This is a genomic window from Kribbella sp. NPDC050124 (assembly GCF_044460355.1).
Lineage (GTDB): Bacteria > Actinomycetota > Actinomycetes > Propionibacteriales > Kribbellaceae > Kribbella.
The window spans coordinates 1-21,928 of the sequence record NZ_JBITJU010000009.1 but is presented as its reverse complement, the minus strand read 5'-3'; the positions used below and the strand labels follow the sequence as shown (position 1 = coordinate 21,928).

The 21,928-nt window shown below is 69.0% G+C and carries 16 protein-coding genes; 7 read left to right on the top strand and 9 right to left on the bottom strand.

Features of this window, described 5'->3' with window-relative positions; all coding sequences use genetic code 11:
- Positions 1–484 precede the first annotated feature (484 nt).
- Positions 485–2,581, top strand: coding sequence for an elongation factor G (fusA, locus tag ACIBL3_RS21475; protein WP_396355266.1), 2,097 nt, complete (start codon positions 485–487; stop codon positions 2,579–2,581).
- Positions 2,582–2,683: 102 nt separating this feature from the next.
- Here fusA and ACIBL3_RS21470 read toward each other — a convergent pair whose 3' ends face one another.
- The 4 genes from ACIBL3_RS21470 to ACIBL3_RS21455 all read right to left on the bottom strand — a co-directional run bounded on the left by ACIBL3_RS21470 (position 2,684) and on the right by ACIBL3_RS21455 (position 7,691).
- Positions 2,684–4,879: an MMPL family transporter gene (locus ACIBL3_RS21470; RefSeq protein WP_396355265.1), complete on the bottom strand. Its 2,196-nt coding sequence runs from the start codon at positions 4,877–4,879 to the stop codon at positions 2,684–2,686.
- Positions 4,880–4,962: 83 nt separating this feature from the next.
- Positions 4,963–5,625, bottom strand: a complete 663-nt coding sequence (locus ACIBL3_RS21465) for a response regulator (RefSeq protein ID WP_396355264.1) — start codon at positions 5,623–5,625, stop codon at positions 4,963–4,965.
- The gene (locus tag ACIBL3_RS21460) at positions 5,622–6,782 is read right to left on the bottom strand and encodes a sensor histidine kinase (protein ID WP_396355263.1); all 1,161 of its coding nucleotides are present in this window, start codon (positions 6,780–6,782) and stop codon (positions 5,622–5,624) included. Before ACIBL3_RS21460 ends, ACIBL3_RS21465 begins: the two co-directional genes overlap by 4 nt.
- Positions 6,783–6,992: 210 nt before the next feature.
- Positions 6,993–7,691 (bottom strand): hypothetical protein, encoded by a 699-nt coding sequence (locus ACIBL3_RS21455; protein WP_396355262.1) that lies wholly within the window; start codon positions 7,689–7,691, stop codon positions 6,993–6,995.
- Between the two features lie 628 nt (positions 7,692–8,319).
- Between ACIBL3_RS21455 and ACIBL3_RS21450 the strand changes: the two genes are divergently transcribed.
- A complete protein-coding gene (locus ACIBL3_RS21450; RefSeq protein WP_396355261.1) occupies positions 8,320–9,270 on the top strand; it encodes a CopD family protein in 951 nt (316 codons plus the stop codon).
- Between the two features lie 159 nt (positions 9,271–9,429).
- On the opposite strand, the gene ACIBL3_RS21445 is transcribed toward ACIBL3_RS21450, so the two are convergent.
- From ACIBL3_RS21445 to ACIBL3_RS21435, 3 genes are all read right to left on the bottom strand, one after another.
- On the bottom strand, positions 9,430–10,524 hold the full coding sequence (locus ACIBL3_RS21445; RefSeq protein WP_396355260.1) for a hypothetical protein: 1,095 nt from the start codon (positions 10,522–10,524) through the stop codon (positions 9,430–9,432).
- A gap of 92 nt (positions 10,525–10,616) precedes the next feature.
- Positions 10,617–11,612, bottom strand: coding sequence for an RNA polymerase subunit sigma-70 (locus ACIBL3_RS21440; protein WP_396355259.1), 996 nt, complete (start codon positions 11,610–11,612; stop codon positions 10,617–10,619).
- 52 nt (positions 11,613–11,664) lie between these two features.
- A complete protein-coding gene (locus ACIBL3_RS21435) occupies positions 11,665–12,657 on the bottom strand; it encodes a zinc-binding dehydrogenase (RefSeq protein WP_396355258.1) in 993 nt (330 codons plus the stop codon).
- A 280-nt stretch (positions 12,658–12,937) separates the two neighbouring features.
- Here ACIBL3_RS21435 and ACIBL3_RS21430 point away from each other — a divergent pair, with 280 nt between their 5' ends.
- Positions 12,938–13,258 carry a hypothetical protein gene (locus ACIBL3_RS21430; RefSeq protein WP_396355257.1) on the top strand — a complete coding sequence of 107 codons (321 nt, stop codon included), beginning with the start codon at positions 12,938–12,940 and terminating at the stop codon, positions 13,256–13,258.
- A gap of 463 nt (positions 13,259–13,721) precedes the next feature.
- Here ACIBL3_RS21430 and nadB read toward each other — a convergent pair whose 3' ends face one another.
- Both nadB and nadA read right to left on the bottom strand, forming a co-directional pair.
- On the bottom strand, positions 13,722–15,233 hold the full coding sequence (gene nadB / locus ACIBL3_RS21425; protein WP_396355256.1) for an L-aspartate oxidase: 1,512 nt from the start codon (positions 15,231–15,233) through the stop codon (positions 13,722–13,724).
- Positions 15,230–16,204 (bottom strand): quinolinate synthase NadA, encoded by a 975-nt coding sequence (nadA, locus tag ACIBL3_RS21420; protein ID WP_396355255.1) that lies wholly within the window; start codon positions 16,202–16,204, stop codon positions 15,230–15,232. Before nadA ends, nadB begins: the two co-directional genes overlap by 4 nt.
- Before the next feature lie 103 nt (positions 16,205–16,307).
- Between nadA and ACIBL3_RS21415 the strand changes: the two genes are divergently transcribed.
- The 4 genes from ACIBL3_RS21415 (at position 16,308) to ACIBL3_RS21400 (ending at position 21,639) form a co-directional block, all read left to right on the top strand.
- On the top strand, positions 16,308–17,033 hold the full coding sequence (locus ACIBL3_RS21415; protein ID WP_396355254.1) for an NUDIX hydrolase: 726 nt from the start codon (positions 16,308–16,310) through the stop codon (positions 17,031–17,033).
- A 29-nt stretch (positions 17,034–17,062) separates the two neighbouring features.
- Complete coding sequence (hrpB, locus tag ACIBL3_RS21410; protein WP_396355253.1) at positions 17,063–19,603, top strand: ATP-dependent helicase HrpB; 2,541 nt, start codon at positions 17,063–17,065, stop codon at positions 19,601–19,603.
- Positions 19,604–19,695: 92 nt separating this feature from the next.
- Entirely contained in the window at positions 19,696–21,150 is a 1,455-nt protein-coding gene (locus ACIBL3_RS21405; RefSeq protein WP_396355252.1) for an MGH1-like glycoside hydrolase domain-containing protein, read from the top strand.
- 51 nt (positions 21,151–21,201) lie between these two features.
- The gene (locus ACIBL3_RS21400) at positions 21,202–21,639 is read left to right on the top strand and encodes a ribonuclease H (protein WP_396355251.1); all 438 of its coding nucleotides are present in this window, start codon (positions 21,202–21,204) and stop codon (positions 21,637–21,639) included.
- Positions 21,640–21,928 lie beyond the last annotated feature (289 nt).

The window sequence follows — 21,928 nt, the reverse complement described above, 5'->3', positions numbered from 1 at the left end:
TACCAGTCTAGCCAAATCATTAGAAACTAGCGACAGGGTGGCTCGCCCGTCCTGCCGCGGCGGCGATGGCCGAGCGGAATTGGGCGGGCAGAGCGGGAAGGCCCGCGGCAGGCGGGAGCTTTCGGTCGGTCCGGTCCAGCGGTGAAATCCGGTGGTCCGGCATCGCCGGTCCCCTTACGCTTGGATCGAACTGGGCGCCGCCGCGAGATCGCGGCAGGCGTTTTGACGAGTGAGGGGAGCCCGGCTGTGCGTTACAGCATCGCTGTGTGTGCTCCCCGGTCACGGTACGACGTGATCCTGGTGTCTTCGCGTGTCAGGTGCCGGCTGCGCGGTCGGCTTCTGTCCGTGACGAACTGACCCAGCCTGTCCTGCAGGCGGCTGCATTCTGGGCCGCCGGCGGGGGGTGGCGCATGGCCTGACCACAGGCCGCTTCGTCCGCGAATCGCGCTGTCTCGATCCGGATCATCCGAAAGGCCATCGGCCCATGCGTACAAACCTTGACCACCGTCAACAGAATCACCCGCTGTCCGGCCTGCGCAATGTCGGCATTCTCGCCCATGTCGATGCCGGCAAGACCACCGTCACCGAACGGATCCTGTATCTCACCGGCACCACGCACAAGCGCGGTGAGGTCCACGACGGCACGACCGTCACCGACTTCGACTCTCAGGAACGCGATCGCGGGATCACGATCTTCGCCGCGGCCGTGAGCTGCGCTTGGGACGGGCACTCGATCAACCTGATCGACACCCCGGGCCACGTCGACTTCTCTGACGAGGTGGAGCGCTCGCTGCGGGTGCTCGACGGTGCCGTTGCACTGTTCGACGCCGTCGCGGGAGTCGAACCCCAGAGCGAGTCGGTCTGGCGCCAGGCCGACCGGCACGGGGTGCCGCGGATCGCGTTCGTCAACAAGATGGACCGCCCCGGCGCCGACCTCGACGCAGCGGTGGCCTCGATCCGCGAGCGGTTGCACGTGACCCCACTGGTGGTCCAGTTGCCGATGGGGAAGGAGGCCGAGTTCAGCGGAGTGATCGATCTGATCACGATGCGGGCGTACGTCTGGAGCGACGGCAGCGGCACCTTTGCGGAGGGCCTGGTGCCCGATGCCCTTCTGGAACAGGCGAGGCGACGGCGCCGGCTGCTCGAGGAGACCGTCGCCGAGCTCCACCCGGTCGCGCTGGACGAGTTCTATGAGCGGTCAACGGTCTCGCCGGAGACGCTGGCTGCCGCACTGCGGGACCTGACCCGGTCTGGTGCCGGCGTGGTCGTGCTGTGCGGATCGGCGTACCGCAACCGTGGGATCGAGCCGCTGCTGGACGCCGTCGCCGCCTATCTGCCTTCGCCGCAGGAGGTGCCGGCGGTGCGCGGCATGTCGGACGGCGCCGTACAGGAGCGGGTCGCCGACCCGATGGCGCCGTTCGCGGCGCTCGTGTTCAAGGTCAGCTCGACCACGACCGGGCGGCTGACGTACCTGCGGGTGTATTCGGGAACGATTCGGAAGGGAGAAGCCGTGGTGGACGCGGGCGCGGGACGCACTGAGCGGATCAGCCGGATCCTGCGGGTGCAGGCCGACCGGCACGCGGAGGTCCAGCAGGCGTTCGCCGGCGACATCGTCGCGGTCGTCGGGCCGAAGTCCGCACGAAGCGGCGCCACCCTGTGTGCGCCGGCAGCACCGTTGGTTCTCGAGCCGCCAGTCGTGGCCGACCCGGTCGTTTCCGTGGCAGTCGAGGCCCGCCGGAGCACCGACACCGACCGGCTCGCGTCGGCACTGATGCGACTGGTCGATGAGGACCCCTCACTGACGGTCCGGACCGATTCCGAGACCGGTCAGACGCTGTTGTCAGGCATGGGTGAGCTGCACCTCGAGGTCGCGGTGGAGAAGATACGTCGTGCTCACGGGCTGGAGGTCGGGGTCGGCCGACCGCAGGTGACCTACCGCGAGACAGTCGCGCGCGGGGTGTCCGGGCTGGTGTACCGGCACGTCAAGCAGGACGGCGGGGCCGGTCAGTTCGCCCAGATCACCCTCGACGTGGAACCGCTGGAGGTAGCTGATGACGACAGCGCGGAGGACTTCGCGTTTCGGTCGGTCGTCGTCGGTGGACGGGTGCCGCAGGAGTATGTCCGCGCGGTCGAAGCAGGCTGCCGGGATGCTCTGGCCCAGGGTCCCCTCGGCGGGCACCCGGTGACCGGGGTGCGCGTCACGCTGACGGATGGAGCCACCCATCCGAAGGACTCCTCGGAGATGGCGTTCCGTACGGCAGGCCGGCTGGGGCTCCGGGAAGCGCTGCGTGCCAGTGCGATGGTGCTCCTGGAACCGGTCGCCGAGGTCACGGCGACCGTGCCTGAGGATGCGATCGGCGGCGTGCTCGGCGACCTGGCGACACGGCATGGCCGGATTTCGGGTACGTCGACCGCGCGGCCGGGCACGATGGTGATCGTCGCGACTGTCCCGCTGGCCGAGTTGTTCGGTTATGCAACCCAGTTGCGCAGCCGTACCCAGGGCCGGGGAATCTTCAGCACCCGAACCACCGGTTACGTCCCGGCACCGGGCGCGAGGTCCGAGGAAACTCCGTCCCGGTAGCCAAGCAGTGCCCCCACAGGTCCCACCCGCGGGGCGGGCCTGTGGGGGCCTGGGGCAAGGAAGACGCCCCGGACGCGGCTTACCCGCCGGTGAGGTGCCGGGTCACAGGTGTTCGCTGGGGGCCGGCGTGGGTGGCGGTGCCGGCTCGGGACTCTCGACGCGGACGTCGGGGAGCCAGGTCAGCCAGCGGGGCAGATACCAGTTGCGTTCGCCGAGCAGCTTCATCGTTGCCGGGACGAGGACGGAGCGAACGATCGTCGCGTCGATCAGGAGCGCGACGGCGATGCCGAAGCCCATTTGCTGGAAGGCGATGGTGTCGCCCATCGCGAAGCCCCAGAACACGGCGACGATGATCAGCGCGGCGCCGGTGATCAGGCGGGCGGTCGAGCCGATCCCGAAGGCGATGGCCGCGTCCGTGTCGCCGGTCGCCGTGTAGCGCTCCCGGATGCGGCTGAGCAGGAAGACCTGATAGTCCATCGAAAGCCCGAACACGACGGCGAACAGGAAGAGCGGCACCCAGGCGTCGATCGTTTCGGCAGCGCCCAGCCCGAGGAGCTCGTTGCCGACGCCTTCCTGGAAGACGAGCACGAGCAGGCCGTAGGCCGCTCCGACCGACAGCAGGTTCATGGCGATCGCGGTCGCAGGAACGACGATCGAGCGGAAGGCGAGGGTGAGCAGGAGGAAGCTGAGGCCGAGCACGAAGAGGAGCACGAGCGGAAGCCAGAGGTTGACGGTGTCCTGGTAGTCGAGTTCCTCGGCGGTGTCGCCGCCGACGTACACCCTGGCGTCGACGCCGGCGAACGCGCGGGGGACGACCTCGGTGCGCAGATCGCGGACGGCCTCGATCGCGCGCTCGCCGTCCGGATTGTCCGCGATGGGAACCGTGACGTGGGCGACCGTACCGGCCCCGTTTGCGACGACAACCGGTTCTCCGAAGAGCGGGCGGCGCGCGAGCTCTTGCTCGAGCCGCCCCAGGCCGGCTTGCGCCGCGGATCCGCGGACGTCGCCGACGACCGCGATGTCGACCGGCTCGGTGGATTCCTTCGGGAACTCCTCGCGGAAGAGGAGATAGCCCTGCTTCGACTCGAAGCGGTCGGGCAGCGTTGCCGCTCCCGAGGTGCCTGTGTCGAGCGCGAGCACCGGGGCCGCGAGCGTGAGCAACAGTCCGGCGGCCAGCAGGAGGCTGGCCGCAGGGCGCCGCATGACTCGGTGGACGATCGCGCCCCAGAAGCGGCCCTCACGGCCGGCCTGCGCGGCTGCGCGGCCGAAGAAGGGGATGCGAAGCGCGTTCACGCGGTCGCCGAGCAAGGCGAGCACCGCAGGCAGCAGCGTCAGTGCGGCGATCACGGAAACGATGCCGACGATGATCGCGCCTGCGGCCAGGCTGCGGAAGATCGTGCTCGGAACGAGCAGCAGCCCCAGCATCGCGAGCACGAAGGCGATCCCACTGAAGAGGACCGCGCGTCCGGCGGTGGCGCCCGCAGTGGCGATGGCTTCGCGCTCGGTCCGTTCCCGCCGCCGCTCCTCCCGATAACGGGAGAGAGTGAACAGCGAGTAGTCGATTCCGAGGGCGAGGCCCATGCCGATCAGCATGTTCTGGGTGAAGACGGAGAGGTCGTACGCCTGCGCCAGCAGGGCGACGAGCGCAAGGGCGACCACAATCGAGGCGACCGCGACCATGAGCGGAACAAGGCCCGCGACGACCGTACCGAAGACGAGCAGCAGGACGACGAGCGCGAGTGGAGCACCGAAGAAGAGCTCGCCTTTCTTCAGATCCTCCAATGACGCGGTGTCCTCATCGGCGTCCGCGATCCAGCCGCCGGTGACCGCCGCCTGGTAGCCGGCTTCGTCGTCGAGACGCTGGACGGCGGCGACCACATCCTCCACCTCGTCCTCTCCGTCCGGACCGAACGCGAGCAAAATCGCAGTCGAGTCCCCGTCCTGCGAAACGAGGCTCCGGTCCTCGCTGTAGGTGACGACGCGGCTGGCGCCGACCGCACGCAGCTCGTCGGCCAGCGCGGCGACGCGCGCACGCGTCCCGGCCGCCTCGACCTCACCGGCATCGGCCCGCACGACGACGACCTCGCTGGTCGCCTGCCCGTTCGCGACATCGCGCGGGAACCCCTCGGTGAGGACCCGGTCGGCGTCCTTCGACTCGGTGCTCCTCGTGATCTCGGTCTCGCCCTCGAACGCGAGGAACGACACCACCACCACGACGGCGGTGACCACGACGACGAGCCACACCCCGACGACGAGCCACGGCCGGCGGGCGCAGAGTCGCGCCATTTTCTCGGTCATGTCGCGGACGGTAACCACGCCCGGGGCGGTCGCACATCGCCCCGTGGTCTCGAAGTACTTTCCGACCAGGGGTGGAGGGCCGCCTACGGCATCCTGCCTGGCGTGACGACGCCGTGGTCGTACGCGAACACGATCGCGGCGGGCCGATCGCGCACCCGGAGCTTGGTGAAGATACTTCCGACCCGTGTCTTCACCGTCGCTTCGGCCACGTGCAGAGCCGCGGCGATCTCGGCGTTGGTGGCGCCACGCGCCATCAAGCGCAGGACGTCGTGCTCGCGATCGGTGAGCAGGTCGAGGCGCGCCGCGTCACGTGCCGCCGGGGCGACGACCCGTCGGTACCGATCGAGCAGCCGCGGTGCGACCGCGGGGTCGAACCAGGCTCCGCCGCCGGCCACCGCTCGAGCCGCCGAGATCAGGTCCTCGGCCGACGAGGACTTGAGCACGAACCCGGAGGCACCCGCTTCGATCGCTCCCCAGAGCACCTCGTCTTCGCCGAAGGTCGTCAGCACGAGTACGACGAGGGGGTCGTCGCCGGCGCGCAATCGCCGGGTCGCCGCGACGCCGTCCAGGGCCGGCATGCGGATGTCCATCAGGACGACGTCCGGACGCAAGCCGGGCAGCTCCGCCACCGCCTGCCGGCCGTCGGCGCACTGGGCGACCACCTCGAACCCGTCCGCGGGTGCGAGGATCCGCGCCAAGCCGGCGCGCACGATGGCCTGGTCGTCGACGAGGGCGACGCGGATCATGTCCGGCGCGGATCTTTCTGGGGCACCTGGTGGCGGGCCTCCAGTGGCAGCCGGCAACTGAGCCGCCATCCGTCCGGCGTCGGTCCCGCCGCACATTCGCCACCGAGTGCCGCCGCCCGTTCCGCCATTCCGATCAAGCCGTACCGAGGTCGTTCGGGATCGCCCGCACGGTCGGTGGCGACCGGTCCGCAGGTCTCGGCCACGAGACGTATGTCGCCACCCACGAGCTCGAGCCCGAGAAGGGTTCGTGCGTGCGGCGCGTGATGTGCGGCGTTCGCCAACGCTTCCTGGGCGATCCGGTAGAGCGCAACGCTCGTCCCTGGTGGCACCCGGGCGAAGTCGCCTCGGATGCGCAGCTCGACGGCGAGTCCTCCGGCCCGCGCCTGGTCGACGAGCACGGGAATCTCGTGCGCCCGCGAGACCGGCGCCAACTCGGGCTCGTCGTCGCGGCGGAGCAGCGTGACGGTACGCCGAAGCTCCTCCATGCTGCGGCGGCCGACCTGCTCAGCCGTGAGCAGCGCCTCCTCGGCGGACGCCGGGTCGCGGCGCAGTACGTGCCGGGCGCTGGTGACCTGGAGCATCATCGCGGCCAACCCGTGTCCCACGAAGTCGTGGACGTCACGAGCGATCCGACGGCGCTCGGCCAGCAGTGCCTGCTGGGCCAGCTGACTCCGGGTGGCCTCGAGCTCGGCCACAAGACGTTCCTGGCGCTCGACCGCGCGACCGATGACCCAGACGAACACGATGGCCACGAGCCAGATACCGACGGCGACCTCCATCGGATCCTGGATCAGGGCCACCAGCACCGGCGTGGCCGCCGCAAGCACACCGAGCCATGCCGCCGACACCAGCGATCGCGACCAGCGCGCGGCCGCGAAGGCGAGGAGAGTGACGTTGAACATCACCGGCTCGAGCTGTCCGGAGCGCTGTGCCACGACCACCGGGACGACGATGCCGACAGAAACGGAGGCGAGCGGCACCTTGGAGTCGAAGGCCCACAAGCCGAAAGCGGCGACCGGCACGGCCGCCAGGACGATGTCGGCTGCGGAGGACGGCTGCGTGATCGCCGCGACCAGGCCGAACGCCAGCGAGAAGAGCGGGAGGACCCGGCGAAGGTCGTCACCTTCGAACCAACCCCGGGCGGTCCCTCCAGCCACAAGCCGACTGTACTGCGGGACCGCCGACCTGGACATCGCGCAGAGGCGGACCCGACCGATCGGGCGGTCACCCAACGTACTGAGTTCGCTCCCTGGGCTTGTTAGGTGCCAGCGGCAACTGACGTGGAGCCGAGCGCCAGCATGGCATCTCAGCACTCCGAGCGGACCCGGCTGATCCAGCTGGCGATCACGAGGACCGTCGGCCGGTCGTTAGCGGCACGCCGGAGCCGCGGCCAGCTGAGCCGAGACTGCCCGGAACGCCTGGATGTTCTCAGGGGCCGCTGTCCAGGCCGCGACCCACAGATCCTGGGCGTGTGCGGCGTCGAACTCGCCGGCCTTGTGGGCCGCCATCGCCTGCTGATGCGACCGCCAGTCCGTCATACCTGCAGCGGCTGCGTCGAGTGCTCGCTTCATGACCTGCGCGCGTTCCTGGCACGTCGTGAGTCGGCCTTGTTCACCCCCGGCCGATTTTGTCCCGGCGCACACGCGGGTCGTGGCCTTGTACTCGGCCACTGCGCGGTCGTAGCGCTCGAGGTCGCCTGGCCCGGCCAGCCGGGTCCGCTTCCAGATGGCCGACGTCACGTCCTTCGTCTGCCGACCGGCCAAGAGGTCGGTTCGGGACTGGACATGCTCAGCCCAATGCCCGATCCCGGTCTGCGCGGCACTGATGACGGAGTCGCCCTTGCCCAGTTCGGCGACACACGCCGCGACGCCATCGGTTGCGGGCGGCGTGGGTGAGGTCGCAGCTGCGGCACTCCCGGCATTCGCCGTCGCGTTGGTGTGGTGAGGAGTCGTGTGCGTGGTGTGGGAATCTCCGCTCGTGCCACTGACCGGACTCCCGCGGTCCGCAAGCGCGATCCAGCTGCCGACGCCGACGACTCCGGCTGTCAGCACACCGACCAGCGCCACCTTCGCACCTCTTCGTGGCGGCGTCTCGGCCGCTCTTCGTGCGCGCGCCAATGGCCGTCCCTTCAGGCGTGGCCGCGTCGCGACCTTCTGGACATCCTGAGCACGAGCCTCAGAGCTCTCTTGCAGTGAGTCCCGCGGCCGGGGGCGACGCTGCTGCCCGGCGCAAGTCAGCGTAGGAGGAGGAATGTCACAATGTCATTCCAACAATTGCTTTGTCTCGATTCTGGACACAAATCCCACGCGGTGTGGCGGGATGGCGACGAACAGTCGCCGCTCGAGGCTCTTGAGAGCTTTGCGTAGCAAGTCCAGTCGTTGTAGTCACCGCGATAGCAGGCGGTTGAGGAGCACGAACTGACAGTCGGCGACCTCGCCGGCGAGGCGCCGAACGTTCGCATCGGACAATGCAAGCGGTCGATTCCCTGACCTCGCGGCTGAGCCGGGGGAGCGCTGAACTCGTCGGTGACCGGCTACCGCCGGTTCGATCGAGCTCTTGCGCGTGCCGCATCCAGGGACCTCCGCCCGGTATCGGTCACCGAGATTCGGTGGTCGGGGCGAAGCGTGCCGGGATACGCTGCGGTCGCTGCCCTCGGGGGCCGCGGTGGCAGGATCGAGGGTTCGGTGCTGTGTCGTGAGTAACCACGTGGTGACACGTGCCGTACTCGGAGTCGGCGGCCAGGCTGGGCGCGGCCGAACGGTCGAACTGGGCGCGCTCACTGTCGTCGCGGGCCTCGCGGTCCTCGCCGCGACTCGGCCCGGTAGTCATGGCGGCCAACCGGCAGCCGTGCTGATTGATCTGAGCAGGACGGTTGGATACGCCGGCGTCACGCTGTTCATCGGCACAGTTGTCTTCTGGCTGCTGATCTGGCCGTCGGGGCACCGGGAGCGTGGGCTGATCCTCCTCGCGTGGCTGGGCCTGATCCTCACCACGCTGTCGGCAGGCGCCGGCCTCGTCTCGACACTTGTCGTGGACGTCGATGCGTTGCTGGACCGGCCGGCCGCCTCTCTGCTGGCCCGACTCCTGCTTGTTGCCGCGGCGGTTCCGTGGCTGGCGCGGTATGTGACCGACCGCGCCGCCACTCACAGCTCCGGCGTACTGCTGGTGCTCGCGCTGGCCCTCACCGTGGTGACCGCACGACCCGGTGCGCTTCCGTTGCCGACCATCGCGCTGACCGAACTGCACGTGCTGGCTGCCGCTTGCTGGGTAGGGGGACTGGCGGCGCTCGCCGTCGCTGTCGTGCCGCGGCGTGACCCGAGCGTTCTGCATGCAACGCTCGGTGGATTCTCCTGGCTGTCCATGTCCTGCGTCGCGACCCTCGCGATCACCGGTATCCTGCACGCACTCCTGCGCGCCGGGGGGCTGCAACCCTTGATCGAATCCGAGTACGGCGCGGCGCTGCTCGCCAAACTGCTCGCCGTCGGCGGCATGCTGACTGCCGCGACCGGCAGCCACACCTACGTTCGCCGGCTCGGTTCCCAGGCCGCTCCGGTGCAGGTCATCGGCTTGTTCATCGGCGCCGAGCTGGCCCTCGGCGCGGCCGCGATCGTGTTGACCGCTGCGCTCGCCTCGGCCCCAGTCTGACCACGCACCTCGCTCGTCCGGCCGCCGGCACAATCACGATCCGACTTGACCGCAGGGACTCCGGGCCTTCTTCTGGAAAGCCGTCCGGCAAAGTGATGGAACGGGTTCGCCGTGCTACGCCTGCCGGCTGGTGGAAGGCGAGGAGTCTGACGCGACGCTTCAGCGTCCGCGGACCGACAGCGGAAACCAGCGACTCGCGACGAGGCGGATCGAGCCCTTGCCCTTCGGGGGGATGTAGGCGACCAGTTCGTAGCGCTCCTGCCGTGTGATCGACGAGGTGACCTCTGACGGCAACCCGAACCCGCGCTGCATGTCGCCTGCGGATTCGGTGTCCCACACCATGTTGGTGTCACCGTCGTTGCGATAGGAGTGCAGCAGGTCGAGCCCGAACCAGACGAGTGCACCGCCGGATTTCGTCCGCACCGCATACACCGGAGTCGGAGCGGCCACGGCCCGGCTGGTCCCGGCCCAGTCGTTGTCCGTGTAGGCGCTCCGGTTGTCGACGATTTTGCCGCGCACTGTCTTGAAGTTGTCGTCCTGAGCGAACAGTCTCGCGGACGGGCTCTTGCCGCCGCGGGTCACGGCGTCGGCCAGGACGGCGGCGACTTTGCCCGGTGGGGTTTGCAGACGGGTGTCGCCTGGGGCCACGACGGCCGGGAAATCCGCCACGTCCACTCCGGGCGCGAGCGCGCCGGTCGCCCGGTTCGAGAATGGCGCGTATGTCACGTGCCACGGCGCACCGCTGCGCGCTTGGACGAAAAGCAGGAAGTCCCGCGTTGCGGGCTCCGAACCTCGGTCGGTCGCGGCCGTGAAGAACCACTTGGGATAGCCCGCGCTCAGAGGTGCCGCACCCACCGCTCCGACGTACTTGACCGGCAAGTAGCGTAAGTCGTTCTTCCGGTACACGCGGTACTGCGCGCTGTGAATCTGCAGGGCCGATCCCGTCTCGATCTTCGCAGCCCGTGCCGGGTCCAGCTTTGCGTTCGCCTGGCTGATCGACGAAAGGTATCGCTTCAGCGCATCCTGCGCTCCGCGCGTGCTGATCGCTGGTGTCGGCTTGGGCTGGGGCGACGGGGACGGCTTCGCGGAGACGGTGGCAGCGCGGTCTTCGGCGCCCTCCTCCTGATCGCCGCCGCAGGCCGCCGTCGCAAGGATGAGAGCAACGACCAGGGCGGTGGCCGGCGTCCGGCGCATTCGTTTCTCGCTTTCGTCGGTGGTGGAGCCGACCGATGATCCCCTGTCCCTGGCGGGCACGACAAATCATGCTCTCAGTACCCGATGAACCACGGATCGCATTCGCTGCGAAACCCGCCGACCAGCTCGACCTGCGGGCGTGTACTTGCGGGTCATTGCGCGAGTACGGCGGGGAAGCCGAAGGTCGGGACGAGCGCGGGATCGTGGAACTTGATCACGCGGGATACGCCGGTGGCGGTAGGGGCCAGCACCACCAGGCCGTCCGCCCGGAGTGTGCCGCCCGCGTCCCGGTGGTACACGACGGCGGCGGGTTGGCCGTTGGCGGTGGTGGCGATCATCCGCCAGTCGCCTGGTGTGCCCAGCACGTACGCGTCGAGCACCTGGATGCACATCACCCGGCCTGCCTGCCAGTCGCGGAATGGCGTCGCCTCCAACGTGGCGTCGGCGCGCAGCACGTGTTCCAGCAGGCCGGCGTCGGAGCGCTCGAAGGCCGCGATGTAGCCGTCGAGCAGCGCGCGTGCCCGCGGATCGATCGGTTCGAGCAGTTCCGCGGGCTCCAGCTGCAATTCGTCGAGCCGGGCGCGGGCGCGCTGCAGTCCGCTCTTGACCGCCGCCGTGGTGGTGTCGAGAATCTCCGCGGTCTCGGCCGCGGAGAACGCCAGCACGTCGCGCAGGAGGAGGATCGCACGCTGACGAGAGGGCAGGTGCTGCAGGCTGGCGATGAGCGCCAGCCGCAGTGACTCGCGTTCGACCACCACCGCGGCCGGATCATCGGCGGGCGCGACGATCCATGCATCCGGCAGCGGTTCCAGCCATGAAACCTCACCTGCCGCAGCGGGACTCGGCGGGCGGTCGGGTCCGTCGTACGAGCCCGTCAGACCCGAGGGCAGGACCCTGATCGGGCGCGGTTCCAGGGCCGTCAGGCAGACATTGGTGGCGATCTTGTAGAGCCAGGACCGAATCGACGCGCGGCCCTCGAAGCCGGCGTAGGACCGCCACGCCCGCAGGTAGGTCTCCTGCACCAGGTCTTCAGCGTCGTGTGCTGAACCGGCCATGCGGTAGCAGTGCGCCAACAGTTCCCGGCGGAACCGCTCGGTCTCGGCGGTGAACCGATCTTGATTCGGTGCCGCCCGCAGATGCGATGTCACGTCACGACCCTAGTACTGCAACACGTCTGGGCATGGTTCACGTGGCGATGCCTCAGGGCAGCAGGGCCAGCTTGCCGATGGTGGCCCTGGCTTCCAGTTCCGCGAGCACCTTCGGGCCGTCGGCCAGGTCGTAGGCGGTGGGCCGGCCAGGGGTGAGCACACCTGCGGCGATGAGCGCGAACAGCTCACCCATGACCTCGCCGAAGATCTGCGGTGCCGCCTGGATCAGCACGCCGATGTTGAGGCCGATGACGTGGACCTGGTGCTTGTACACCAGTTCCCAGTTGGTCATCGCGGCTTTGCCACCCGCCGCGCCATAGACGACGACCCGGCCCGTGACCCGCTTGGCGGCGGCCAGGCTGGCCTCGAAAGTGGCGCCGCCGGCCGACTCCAGCACCAGATCGGCGCCGGCGCCGCCGGTCAGCCGCAACACCTCGGTGGCGAGGTCGCCGCCGAGGGAGTCCAGGACGTGGTCGGTGCCCAATGCCAGCACTGTCTCGTGCTTGCTCGGTGTCGCGGTGGCGATGACTGTCGCACCGTAATGCTTGGCCATCGTGACCGCGGCCTGGCCGGTCGCGCCCGCTGCGGCGTGGACCAGGACGGTCTGCCCTGCAGTGACGCCGCCCAGAGGTTTGAGTGCGGCCAGCGCGGTGGGCCAGTTCACGACCAGGCCCAGCGCCTGCTTCTCCGTCCAGCCTGGCGGCACGGGCATCGCCGCGGCCGCGGGCAGCACCATGTACTCGGCGAACGCGCCGTTTCCGACGCCGACGACACGGGCCCCCGGTTGGAGGCCGGTCACCGCATCGCCCACCGCGACGATCTCGCCTGCGGCCTCGAAACCGGCCAGGTACGGTGGCCGCGGGCCGTCGCCGAACGTGCCGTGGGCCTTCGAGATGTCGGCGAAGTTGACGCCGGCGGCGGTGACTCGGATCAGGACCTCGTGCTGACCGGGGCTCGGCACCGGCGCGTCGGTGATCAGGTGCATGTCCTGCGGGCCGTTGAGGGACGTCTGCTGCAGCGCGCGCATAGTCGCGGGAACGTTCATTGGCGATCAGCCTTTCTGTCTCGGCGTACATGAGAGAGGCCGGCCCGGCACGCGGGCCGGCCTCTCTCATGTAGACCGCCGCCACCACCCAAAGGAATCGGCCGCTCCCCAAACCGCACCGGGTCAGCTTCCGAACCCATTCGGGTACGACGAGATTGTTGCCACAAGCAAGCAGTGGATTGGAGGCGTAGTGGATCGGACGCCGTGAGGCTCGCGTGGGTTGGTTGGTTGCGGACTAGAGTGGTATGTCGGCCTTGGGGTTGGTAGAGCGGAGGCAGGAATGACGCCGGAGGAGCGGTTCGCTGATTTGGTTGATGAGCTTCTCGAGCTGCCTGGCGTGACGCCGCCGGGTGCGGGGCGGGGTTTTGGTTCGTCGGCGCTTCGGGCCGGAGGCAGGATTTTCGCCATGCTGGCGGATGATCGCCTGGTGGTGAAGTTGCCGGCGGCGCGCGTCGACGAATTGGTGACCGCGGGGGACGGGATCCGTTTCGACGCGAACAAGGGTGTGCCGATGAAAGAGTGGCTCAGCGTCGATCCTGACGCGCGGTTGTCTTGGCGGCAGTTGGCCGATGAGGCCCTGGCCTTCGTCGCACCGAAGTAGCCGCGGGCAGAGGCCCGAGCCGCCCTCGGGCGCGTCCGTAGCTGGTCGATCTGGACTGCACACCAGGTAGGCCGGGGCTTGGGCTCGTGTCAGAATGCCGGTCATGGGTGGATTGTCATTGAGATCGGAAGATTCGTTCCTTTCGATCGCAAGTCGTGGATCGATTCTGTCGATCGGATCGGTTGGTTCGGTGCTCAGCATCGGATCGGTGGGTTCTGCGCTGTCGATTGCGTCGGTGGGATCGACTTTGTCTGCTTTGTCCGCGGGTTCGGTGCTGTCCTTCGGTTCAGCGCTCTCGGCTCGGTCGCGCTGGTCGTTGTTGAGTAGCGAGGGCGATCACGAGGTACTGAAGGCCCCTCCCCGGCCCGCATCTGTCGCGGGCGGCGGGATCGCGCTCGCCCTGCTCTTGGCAGCGTTCAGCCACAGACGCTAGACCCTCCCGCAAGCCGCGGCAGCGGCCTTGTCACTGCGTGGCTGCGGGGAGGAGTTGCCGGGTGGTCGGGCGGTCGTCTCTGTCGAGGTGTACGACGATGTGCTCGTCCCAGCGCTCGTCGGAGTGGGGATGGTCGGAGCGCCAGTGGCAGCCGCGGCTGTCCTGTCGTGATGTCGCTGCCACGATGACAGATCGCGCCACCGTCGCGAGCGGTCCGGTGCCGAGGGTCTCGAGCTCGTCCGCGGCGGCGTTCAGGCCGGCGCCGTCGCGACGGATCCCGGCGTACCTGGTCAGGATCGCGCGAATCCGCTCCGGTTCACGATCCTCGCCCAGCGCGAGCTCGTGGAGGCGACCGTGGTCGGCTGCGGGGAGATCGAGGGTCAGTGCCGTTGCCACCCGCCGCCCGAAGACCAGTCCCTCCAGCAGGCTGTTGGAGGCGAGCCTGTTGGCCCCGTGTACGCCGGTTGCGGCGACCTCGCCGACGGCGTACAGACCCGGTACGTCGGTTGCGCCGTTGCGGTCGGTTCGAACGCCGCCGCACAGGAAGTGTTCGGCCGGTGCGACCGGGATCTGCTCGGACAGCAGGTCGACGCCGATGCGTGCGCAGGAGGCCAGCACAGTCGGGAATCGCTGTCGGAGTACGTCGGGCGCGACGCCTGTCGCGTCCAGCCAGACATGGTCGGACCCGTCGCGGCGCATCGTCGCCTCGATCGCTCGTGCGACGACGTCCCGCGGGGCCAGATCGGCTCGCGGGTGCCGTCCGGCCATGATGCTGCGGCCATGGACGTCGCGCAGTACGGCGCCCTCTCCGCGGACGGCCTCGGTGACCAGGGGCAACTGACCGTTCGTCTCACCGGTGTAGAGCGCGGTCGGGTGGAACTGGACGAACTCCATGTCCACCAGCGACGCGCCGGCCCGCAGCGCCAGGGCGATGCCGTCACCGCGCACTGTCGACGGATTGGTGCTCGCCAGGTAGGCGTTGCCGATACCGCCGGTGGCCAGTACCACGGCACGCGCGTCGATCTGCCTGAGCTGAGTCCCTGTCTCGACGAGCACGCCCACGATGCTTCCGGAGTCCGACTGGAGCAGGCCGACGGTCCGTCCGGTCATCGTCCGAACGCTGGTTCGCTCCAGGGCGCTACGGAGCGCCCGATGAACTTCCGCGCCGGTGGCGTCACCGCCGGCGTGCACGATCCGGGGACGACTGTGGCCGCCCTCCAGGGTTCTCGACAGCGATCCGTCGTCGTTTCGGTCGAAGCGAGCCCCTTGGGCGATCAGTTCGGCGAGTCGCTGCGGTCCTTCCTCGACCAGCGCCCGAACGTTGCGGGGATCGCAGAACCCCGCGCCGGCGACATCGGTGTCGCGCCAGTGGTCGAGCGGATCGTCCTCGCCGTACGCGGCCGAGACGCCGCCCTGTGCCCAGGGTGTGCTGCCGTCGCCGGAGCTGAGCAGGAGTACGTCGCGGGTCGCGGCGAGACCGAGCGCGGTCGACAGGCCCGCCACGCCGGCCCCGATGACGACCACGTCGACGGTTTGCGTCATCGAGCACCTGCAGGCTTGCCGATGGCAACCATCCGCTCGACCGAACGCCGGGCTCGGTCGATGATCTCGGGCGGTAGCTGGATCTCGTCGCGTCCCTCCCGCAGGCAGCGCACCAGTAGGTCCGGGGTGATCATCTTCATGAATCGGCACGAGGCCTTGGGGTTCACCGGCAGGAAATTCGTCTGCTGGTTGACTTTGCGCAGCTGATGGAGCATGCCGATCTCCGTCGCGACCAGAGCGGTCTTCGCGGTCAGGTCGCGAGCGGTGTCCAGCATGCCGGCGGTGGAGAGGATGTGGGTCCGATCTGCCGGCAGATCACCCACGCCTGCGAGCCAGACCGCGGACGATGCGCAGCCGCACTCGGGATGGACGAGGACTTCGGCCGTGGGATCGGCCGCCACCTGGGCGCGCAGGTCGGCCGCGCTGATGCCGGCATGCACGTGACACTCGCCCATCCACACCTCGATGTTGTCCCGGCCGGTCTGCCGCCGGACATGCGCTCCGAGGAACTGGTCGGGCAGGAACAGGATCGGCTGGTCCGCCGGAATCGAGTTCACCACCTCCACCGCGTTGGACGAGGTGCAGCAGACGTCGGCCTCGGCCTTCACCGCCGCGCTGGTGTTGACATAGGCAACAACAGCGGCGTCGGGGTGCTCGGCCTTCCAAGCCCGTAGCTGGTCGGCGTCGATCGTGTCCGCCAGCGAACAGCCGGCCTGGGCGGTGGGGATCAGCACGGTCTTGTCCGGGCTGAGGAGCTTGGCGGTCTCAGCCATGAAGTGCACACCGCAGAAAACGATCGTGGACGCGTCGGTACTGGCCGCGATGCGCGACAGCGCGAGGGAGTCGCCGACGTGGTCGGCGACGTCCTGGATCGCCGGTTCCTGGTAGTTGTGGGCGAGCACGACCGCATCCCGCTCCTGGGCGAGGCGGCGTACCTCTTCCTGCCAGCTGATGGCTGTTCCAACGGTCACAGCGGGTCCTTCTCTCAGGAGATTTCGCTTAAGAGGCGATAACTGCGGGTGACGACGTGGATCACAGCCCTCCGGATGTTTTCGCCTCACAGTCGATAACTAGATGCACGCTACCATCGTCGTCGTGCCCGCAGCCAAGAAAGGTGATCCGGTTAACTTCCCCAGTTATCCGCACGAAGTGCTCGCCGTGGTCCTGTCCGTCCGCGACGGCAGGTTGTGTGTCCTGCTCTGGAAACGCGCACGGAGTCCGCACCGCGGCCGCTGGGCTCTTCCCGGCGGCGGGGTCGAGCCCGCCGAGCGGCTGCGGGAAGCGATCACCGGGCACCTGGCGGCGAAGGTCGACGTCCGCGACGTCGCGCACCTGGAACAGTTGGCCACCCACAGTGCGATCGATCGTGATCCGCGGGCCCGCGTACTGGCGACGGGCTATCTCGGCCTGGTGCCGTCTGACGTACGGCCGGAGCTTCCGTCCGACACGCTCTGGCACCCGGTTGACGACCTGCCGCGGACCGCGTTCGACCATCACTACTTCATCGAGGCCGCCGTCGGGCGGCTGCGCGCGAAGCTGTCGTACACGAACATCGGGTTCGCGCTGGCTCCCGTCGAGTTCACCATTGCCGAGCTGCGTGACCTGTTCGGCGCCGCACTGGGCTACGAGCTCGGCGCCACCAATCTCACGCGGGTCCTGACCCGGCGGCACGTGATCGACCCGACCGAGCGGCGAACAAGCCCCGGCCAGAGCGGCGGCCGTCCCGCGACCGTCTACACGTTCGTGGCCCGCGAGCTGACCGTGACGGACCCGTTCGCCGTACTCCGCCCACCACGCTGAGCTGAGGAGGCGTCGGCTAGCGTCGAGGCGTGTTGCTGCCTGAATCGTCGGTACCGGGTGCGGATCTGCCTGTCCGGGCGGTTCTTCCCGCCACGGTCGATGCAGTGCGTTCCCGCGGTACTGCGGTCCTGGTTGCGCCGCCCGGATCGGGTAAGACCTCACTGTTGCCGCTTGCGCTCGGCGACGCGCTCGGGGGCACGATCATCGTCGCCGAGCCGCGAAGGATGGCAACCCGCGCGGCTGCGACCCGGCTGGCGACGCTGGTCGGCGAACCGCTCGGGCAGCGGATCGGCTACGCGATGCGCGGTGAACGCAGCGGCGGGCAAGGACTCCGTGTCGAGGTCGTGACGACAGGGCTCCTCGTACGGCGTCTGCAGCAGGACCCGGAGCTGCCAGGTGTCACCGCGATTGTGATCGACGAGTGCCACGAGCGGCACCTCGATGCCGATCTACTGCTCGCGCTTTGCATCGACGTCCGGTCGAATCTTCGGGAGGACCTGGCGATCGTTGCGACCTCGGCCACGGCGGACACGATCGGGCTGAGCCGCGCATTGGGCTCGGACGGTCCGGCGCCCGTGATCACCGCGTCCGCGGCGCTGTTCGATGTGGCGATCGAGTGGGCCCCACCGCCGGTCCCGGTGCCGCTGCTTCCCGGTGGGCGGGTCGATCCGCGCCTGCTCGATCACGTCGCGGCCGTCGTCCGGCGTGCGCTGACCGAGAACGACGGCGACATCCTCGTGTTCGTCCCGGGGGAGGCCGAGATCAACGGTGTGTCCCGCCGGTTGGCCGGCGAGAATGTCCTGCCGTTGTTCGGTCGCCAGTCCAGGGCTGAACAGGACCGTGCGTTGAGGCCGGCCGCCGCTCGCCGGATCGTGGTCACGACGTCGGTCGCGGAGAGTTCGCTGACTGTGCCCGGGGTCAGGGTCGTGGTCGACTCGGGTCTGGCCCGGGAGCCGCGGACCGATCACTCCCGTGGCCTCGGTGCGTTGGTCACCTGCCGGGTTTCGAGATCGTCGGCCGACCAGCGAGCGGGTCGTGCCGGGCGGGAGGCGCCGGGCCGTGTCTATCGGTGCTGGTCTGCCACCGACCACTCGCATCTCGACGATCATCCGGCGCCAGAGATCGCGATCGCCGATCTGGCAGCCTTCGCACTCGACCTCGCGGCGTGGGGTGCGCCTGCCGGTGACGGTCTGACCCTGCTCGAGGCGCCGCCGGCGGTGGCGATGACCGCGGCCACCGAATTGCTGCGCCGCCTCGATGCCCTGGACGACGACGGCCGGATCACCGAGCGGGGACGGCGGATGGCGGCGATCGGGGCGCATCCTCGGTTGGCTCGGGCGCTACTGGACGGCACGCCGCGGGTCGGTGCCGACCGGGCCCGCGAGGTCGTCGCGATGCTCTCGGACGACTCCGGCCGCGACTTCGGCGATGATCTACCGGCCCGCTGGCGAGCCCTCCGCCGCGGCGAGGACCGCGGAGCCACGGCGCGCTGGCGAGAAGAAACAAAGCGCATCGGCCGAGGTATGACGCTCGGCGACCGGTCGGGTGAAGACGGAGTGCAGCCGGCAGTTGGTCGGGAGACACGCGCAGTTGCGGATGATCTTGCGGTGGGCGTTGTTGTGGGGCTGGCGTATCCGGATCGGATTGCGCGGATACGAGGGGCCGACTCGGCGACGTACCAAACGTCTGGTGGTACGGGTGCTGCGCTGGATCCCCAATCGCCGTTGCGGAGCACGACCTGGCTGGCGATCGCGGTTGCCGACCGGGCACCCGGACGCGCCGACGCCAGGATCCGGTCCGCGGCGCCGATCGATGAGCAGACGGCACGAGACATCGCAGGCGACCTCGTCTCGACCACCGACCAGATCCGGTGGGACGACGGCCGGATCGTGACGCGGCGCGTCGAGGCCCTCGGCGCGATCGTGCTCAACGACGTCCCGCTGGCAAAGCCCGACCGGCTGCTCGTCCAGGCGGCCGTCCGCGACGGGATCCGGCGCAGCGGCCTGTCCGTACTGCGCTGGTCGGCGGCCGCACTCGCCTTGCGGGAGCGGCTCGCGTTCTGCCATGCCCACCTCGGAGCCCCGTGGCCCGCGGTCGACGACGAGACACTCCTGGCCGATCTCGACGAATGGCTGGGTACCGAGCTCGCCTCGGTGCGAGGCTCGCGCGATCTTGCCCACATCGACGTGGCTTCGGCGCTCCGGCGACTCATGCCATGGCCCGCGGCAACCCGGTTCGGCGAACTCGCACCGGAACGGCTGCGGGTCCCGTCGGGCTCCGAAGTGCGACTCGCGTACGACGGTGTCGAGCCACCGGTCCTCGCGGTGAAGCTGCAGGAGGTATTCGGCTGGACTGCCACTCCAGCCGTCGCGGACGGCCGTGTCCCAGTCGTCCTGCACCTACTGTCGCCCGCACGGCGCCCGGTCGCGATCACAACCGACCTCGCTTCGTTCTGGAAGCAGGGCTATCCCCAGGTCCGAGCCGACCTACGAGCCCGCTACCCCCGCCACCCGTGGCCGGAAGACCCACTCACCGCCACCCCGACCAACCGCCCAAAACCACGCCAGTGAACCGAGCTGCCCGCCGATGGCCCGGGGGACGGGCTGCTGTGCTGCTCCATCAGTTGGTACGAAGCCTCGCCTGGATCTGATGGAATGAGCGGATGACCACGACAGACTCGCGGCCGGTGCTGCGGTTCGAGGATCCGGAGAGCCAGGCGCTGTACGGGGCGACGTACGAGGCGGCGCTCGAGAACCTGCTGAGGACCAACACCGTTCCGTTCGGCGAGATCCACGCCCGGAGCGGGCTGATGAATCCAGCGGTCGGCATGGTCCGTGCCGGTGGCGGGTACGAGCAACCGTGGACCCGGGACGCGACGATCAACAGCTGGAACGCCACCAGCCTGCTGGCGCCGGCGTTGGCCGCGAACACTCTGTGGGCGGTGGTGGAAAAAGATGCTGAGGGCAAGCGAAGGGTGCAGCAGGACAGCCAGCAGTGGGATCAGGTGGTCTGGACCGTCGGCGCCTGGCACCACTACCTGGTGACCGGTGACCGGGACTTCCTGCAGAACGCGTACGACGTCGTCACGAACAGCCTCGCGATCCGCGAGCGAGCGACGGTCTTCGGTCCTGATGCGCGCTACGGCCTGTTCACCGGTCCGTCGTTCTTCAACGACGGCGTGTCCGGCTTCCCGGCGCCGACGGCGGACGAGGGCGAGTCGCGGGGGAGCGAGAGCACGTCGTACCCGGAGGTCGTCGCGGCGATGTACCTCAGCACCAACGTGCTCTATTACGCGGCCTACGCCCGAGCGGCCGAGATGGCGGACGCGCTCGGCCTGGCGGCCGACAGTCATCGCGTCAAGGCTGCGGCGATCAAGCAGGCCATCAACCAGCACTTCTGGAATCCGCCGACCGGAAGCTACAACTACGAGCTGACGGCCGATGGCACGGCGGGCGTCTATCAGGAAGGCACGGGACTGGCGTTCGCGCTGCTCTTCGGGATCGCCGACGACGCCCAAGCCGGCGCCCTGATCTCGACCGCGCAGCGGATGACGTGGGGGATGCCCGACACGTATCCGCACTGGGACAGGTACTCCAGTGCGGAGCCCGGACGGCACAACGCGATCGTCTGGCCGCTCGTGCAAGGACTCTGGGCGAAGGCCTTGGCCATGCACGGTGATGTCGAGGGGTTCGCGACGGAGACTGAGCTGCTCGCGCAGCTGGTCAGGAACAGCGGCGGTTTCTGGGAGATCTACGACGGCAACACCGGTGCCGTCGAGGGCGGCTACCAGGGCGCGACCGGCGTCTTGAAACGCCGCTGGGCCTCGGAGCCCGACCAGACCTGGTCGGCGACGGCGTTCCTCGACATGATGCATACCGGGCTGTTCGGGGTACGGTTCGACGAGCGCGGCCTCACCTTCGCGCCGTCCCTCCCGCTCGGCTGGGGCGACGTCACCTTGAGCGGCCTGCGGTACCGCGACGCCGACCTGACTGTGACGCTTCGCGGCACGGGCACCGTGATCCGCGCGTTCGAGCTCGATGGGGCCCCGCGCAGCGAGTTCGGCGTACCGGCATCCCTGCACGGGCACCACACGCTCGAGATCACGCTGGCGGGGTAACATCAGGTTCCGATGGCTTCAGTTCGCGCTCGCCGGCCGCGTCCGGCTGATATGACAGTCCCCGTCGGCGCGCGCACGGTGTACACCGACGGCGCGTGCTCGGGCAACCCGGGCCCCGGCGGGTGGGCCTGGGCGTTGTCGACCACCGAGTTCGCGTCCGGTCGCGAGGCCGCTTCGACGAATCAGCGGATGGAGATCCGTGCGGCTCTCGAGGCTGTGCGGTCCAACGACGGTCCGTTGCTGGTGGTGTCGGACTCGACGTACGTCGTCAACTGCTTCCGCGACCGGTGGCACGCCGGGTGGCTCGAGCGAGGGTGGCTCACTTCGGCGAAGAAGCCGGTCGCCAACAGGGACCTGTGGGAGCCGCTGGTCGAGTTGGTGGCCGAGCGTGGCGACATTGCCTTTCGGTGGGTCAAGGGTCATTCCGGTCATGAGATGAACGACTTCGTCGATCGGCTGGCCGTCGCCGCCTGCTTCCCTTCGCGCTGAGCCGAGTCAGGACGCGCCCGGGTTGTCGGCCGTACACGGCGCTGTCGTCACCCCGGCCCCGTTCGCCCGACGCGGGTTGCAGGCAGCTTCCGTCCGAGGAGAAGGTTCCGCCGGCGTTCAGGGTCCAGGTCTGGTTTTCCAGACCTGTGCAGGTCCAGATCTGCACCTTGTTCGTCACGACATCATGATCCGCGTGTCGCCTGCCATGAGCATGGGACCGCTCTGAGCGGTTTTCTGCCAGCTTCATGGGACCACCTGGGTTGCCAGTCGTGGGACCACCCGGCGCGGC

What these genes read in the sequence shown, in the direction of transcription:
- fusA (WP_396355266.1), top strand. Translation starts at nt 485, where the DNA reads ATGCGTACAAACCTTGACCACCGTCAACAGAATCACCCGCTGTCCGGC.
- ACIBL3_RS21470 (WP_396355265.1), bottom strand. Translation starts at nt 4,879, where the DNA reads ATGACCGAGAAAATGGCGCGACTCTGCGCCCGCCGGCCGTGGCTCGTC.
- ACIBL3_RS21465 (WP_396355264.1), bottom strand. Translation starts at nt 5,625, where the DNA reads ATGATCCGCGTCGCCCTCGTCGACGACCAGGCCATCGTGCGCGCCGGC.
- ACIBL3_RS21435 (WP_396355258.1), bottom strand. Translation starts at nt 12,657, where the DNA reads ATGAACGTTCCCGCGACTATGCGCGCGCTGCAGCAGACGTCCCTCAAC.
- ACIBL3_RS21430 (WP_396355257.1), top strand. Translation starts at nt 12,938, where the DNA reads ATGACGCCGGAGGAGCGGTTCGCTGATTTGGTTGATGAGCTTCTCGAG.
- nadB (WP_396355256.1), bottom strand. Translation starts at nt 15,233, where the DNA reads ATGACGCAAACCGTCGACGTGGTCGTCATCGGGGCCGGCGTGGCGGGC.
- ACIBL3_RS21415 (WP_396355254.1), top strand. Translation starts at nt 16,308, where the DNA reads ATGCACGCTACCATCGTCGTCGTGCCCGCAGCCAAGAAAGGTGATCCG.
- ACIBL3_RS21405 (WP_396355252.1), top strand. Translation starts at nt 19,696, where the DNA reads ATGACCACGACAGACTCGCGGCCGGTGCTGCGGTTCGAGGATCCGGAG.
- ACIBL3_RS21400 (WP_396355251.1), top strand. Translation starts at nt 21,202, where the DNA reads ATGACAGTCCCCGTCGGCGCGCGCACGGTGTACACCGACGGCGCGTGC.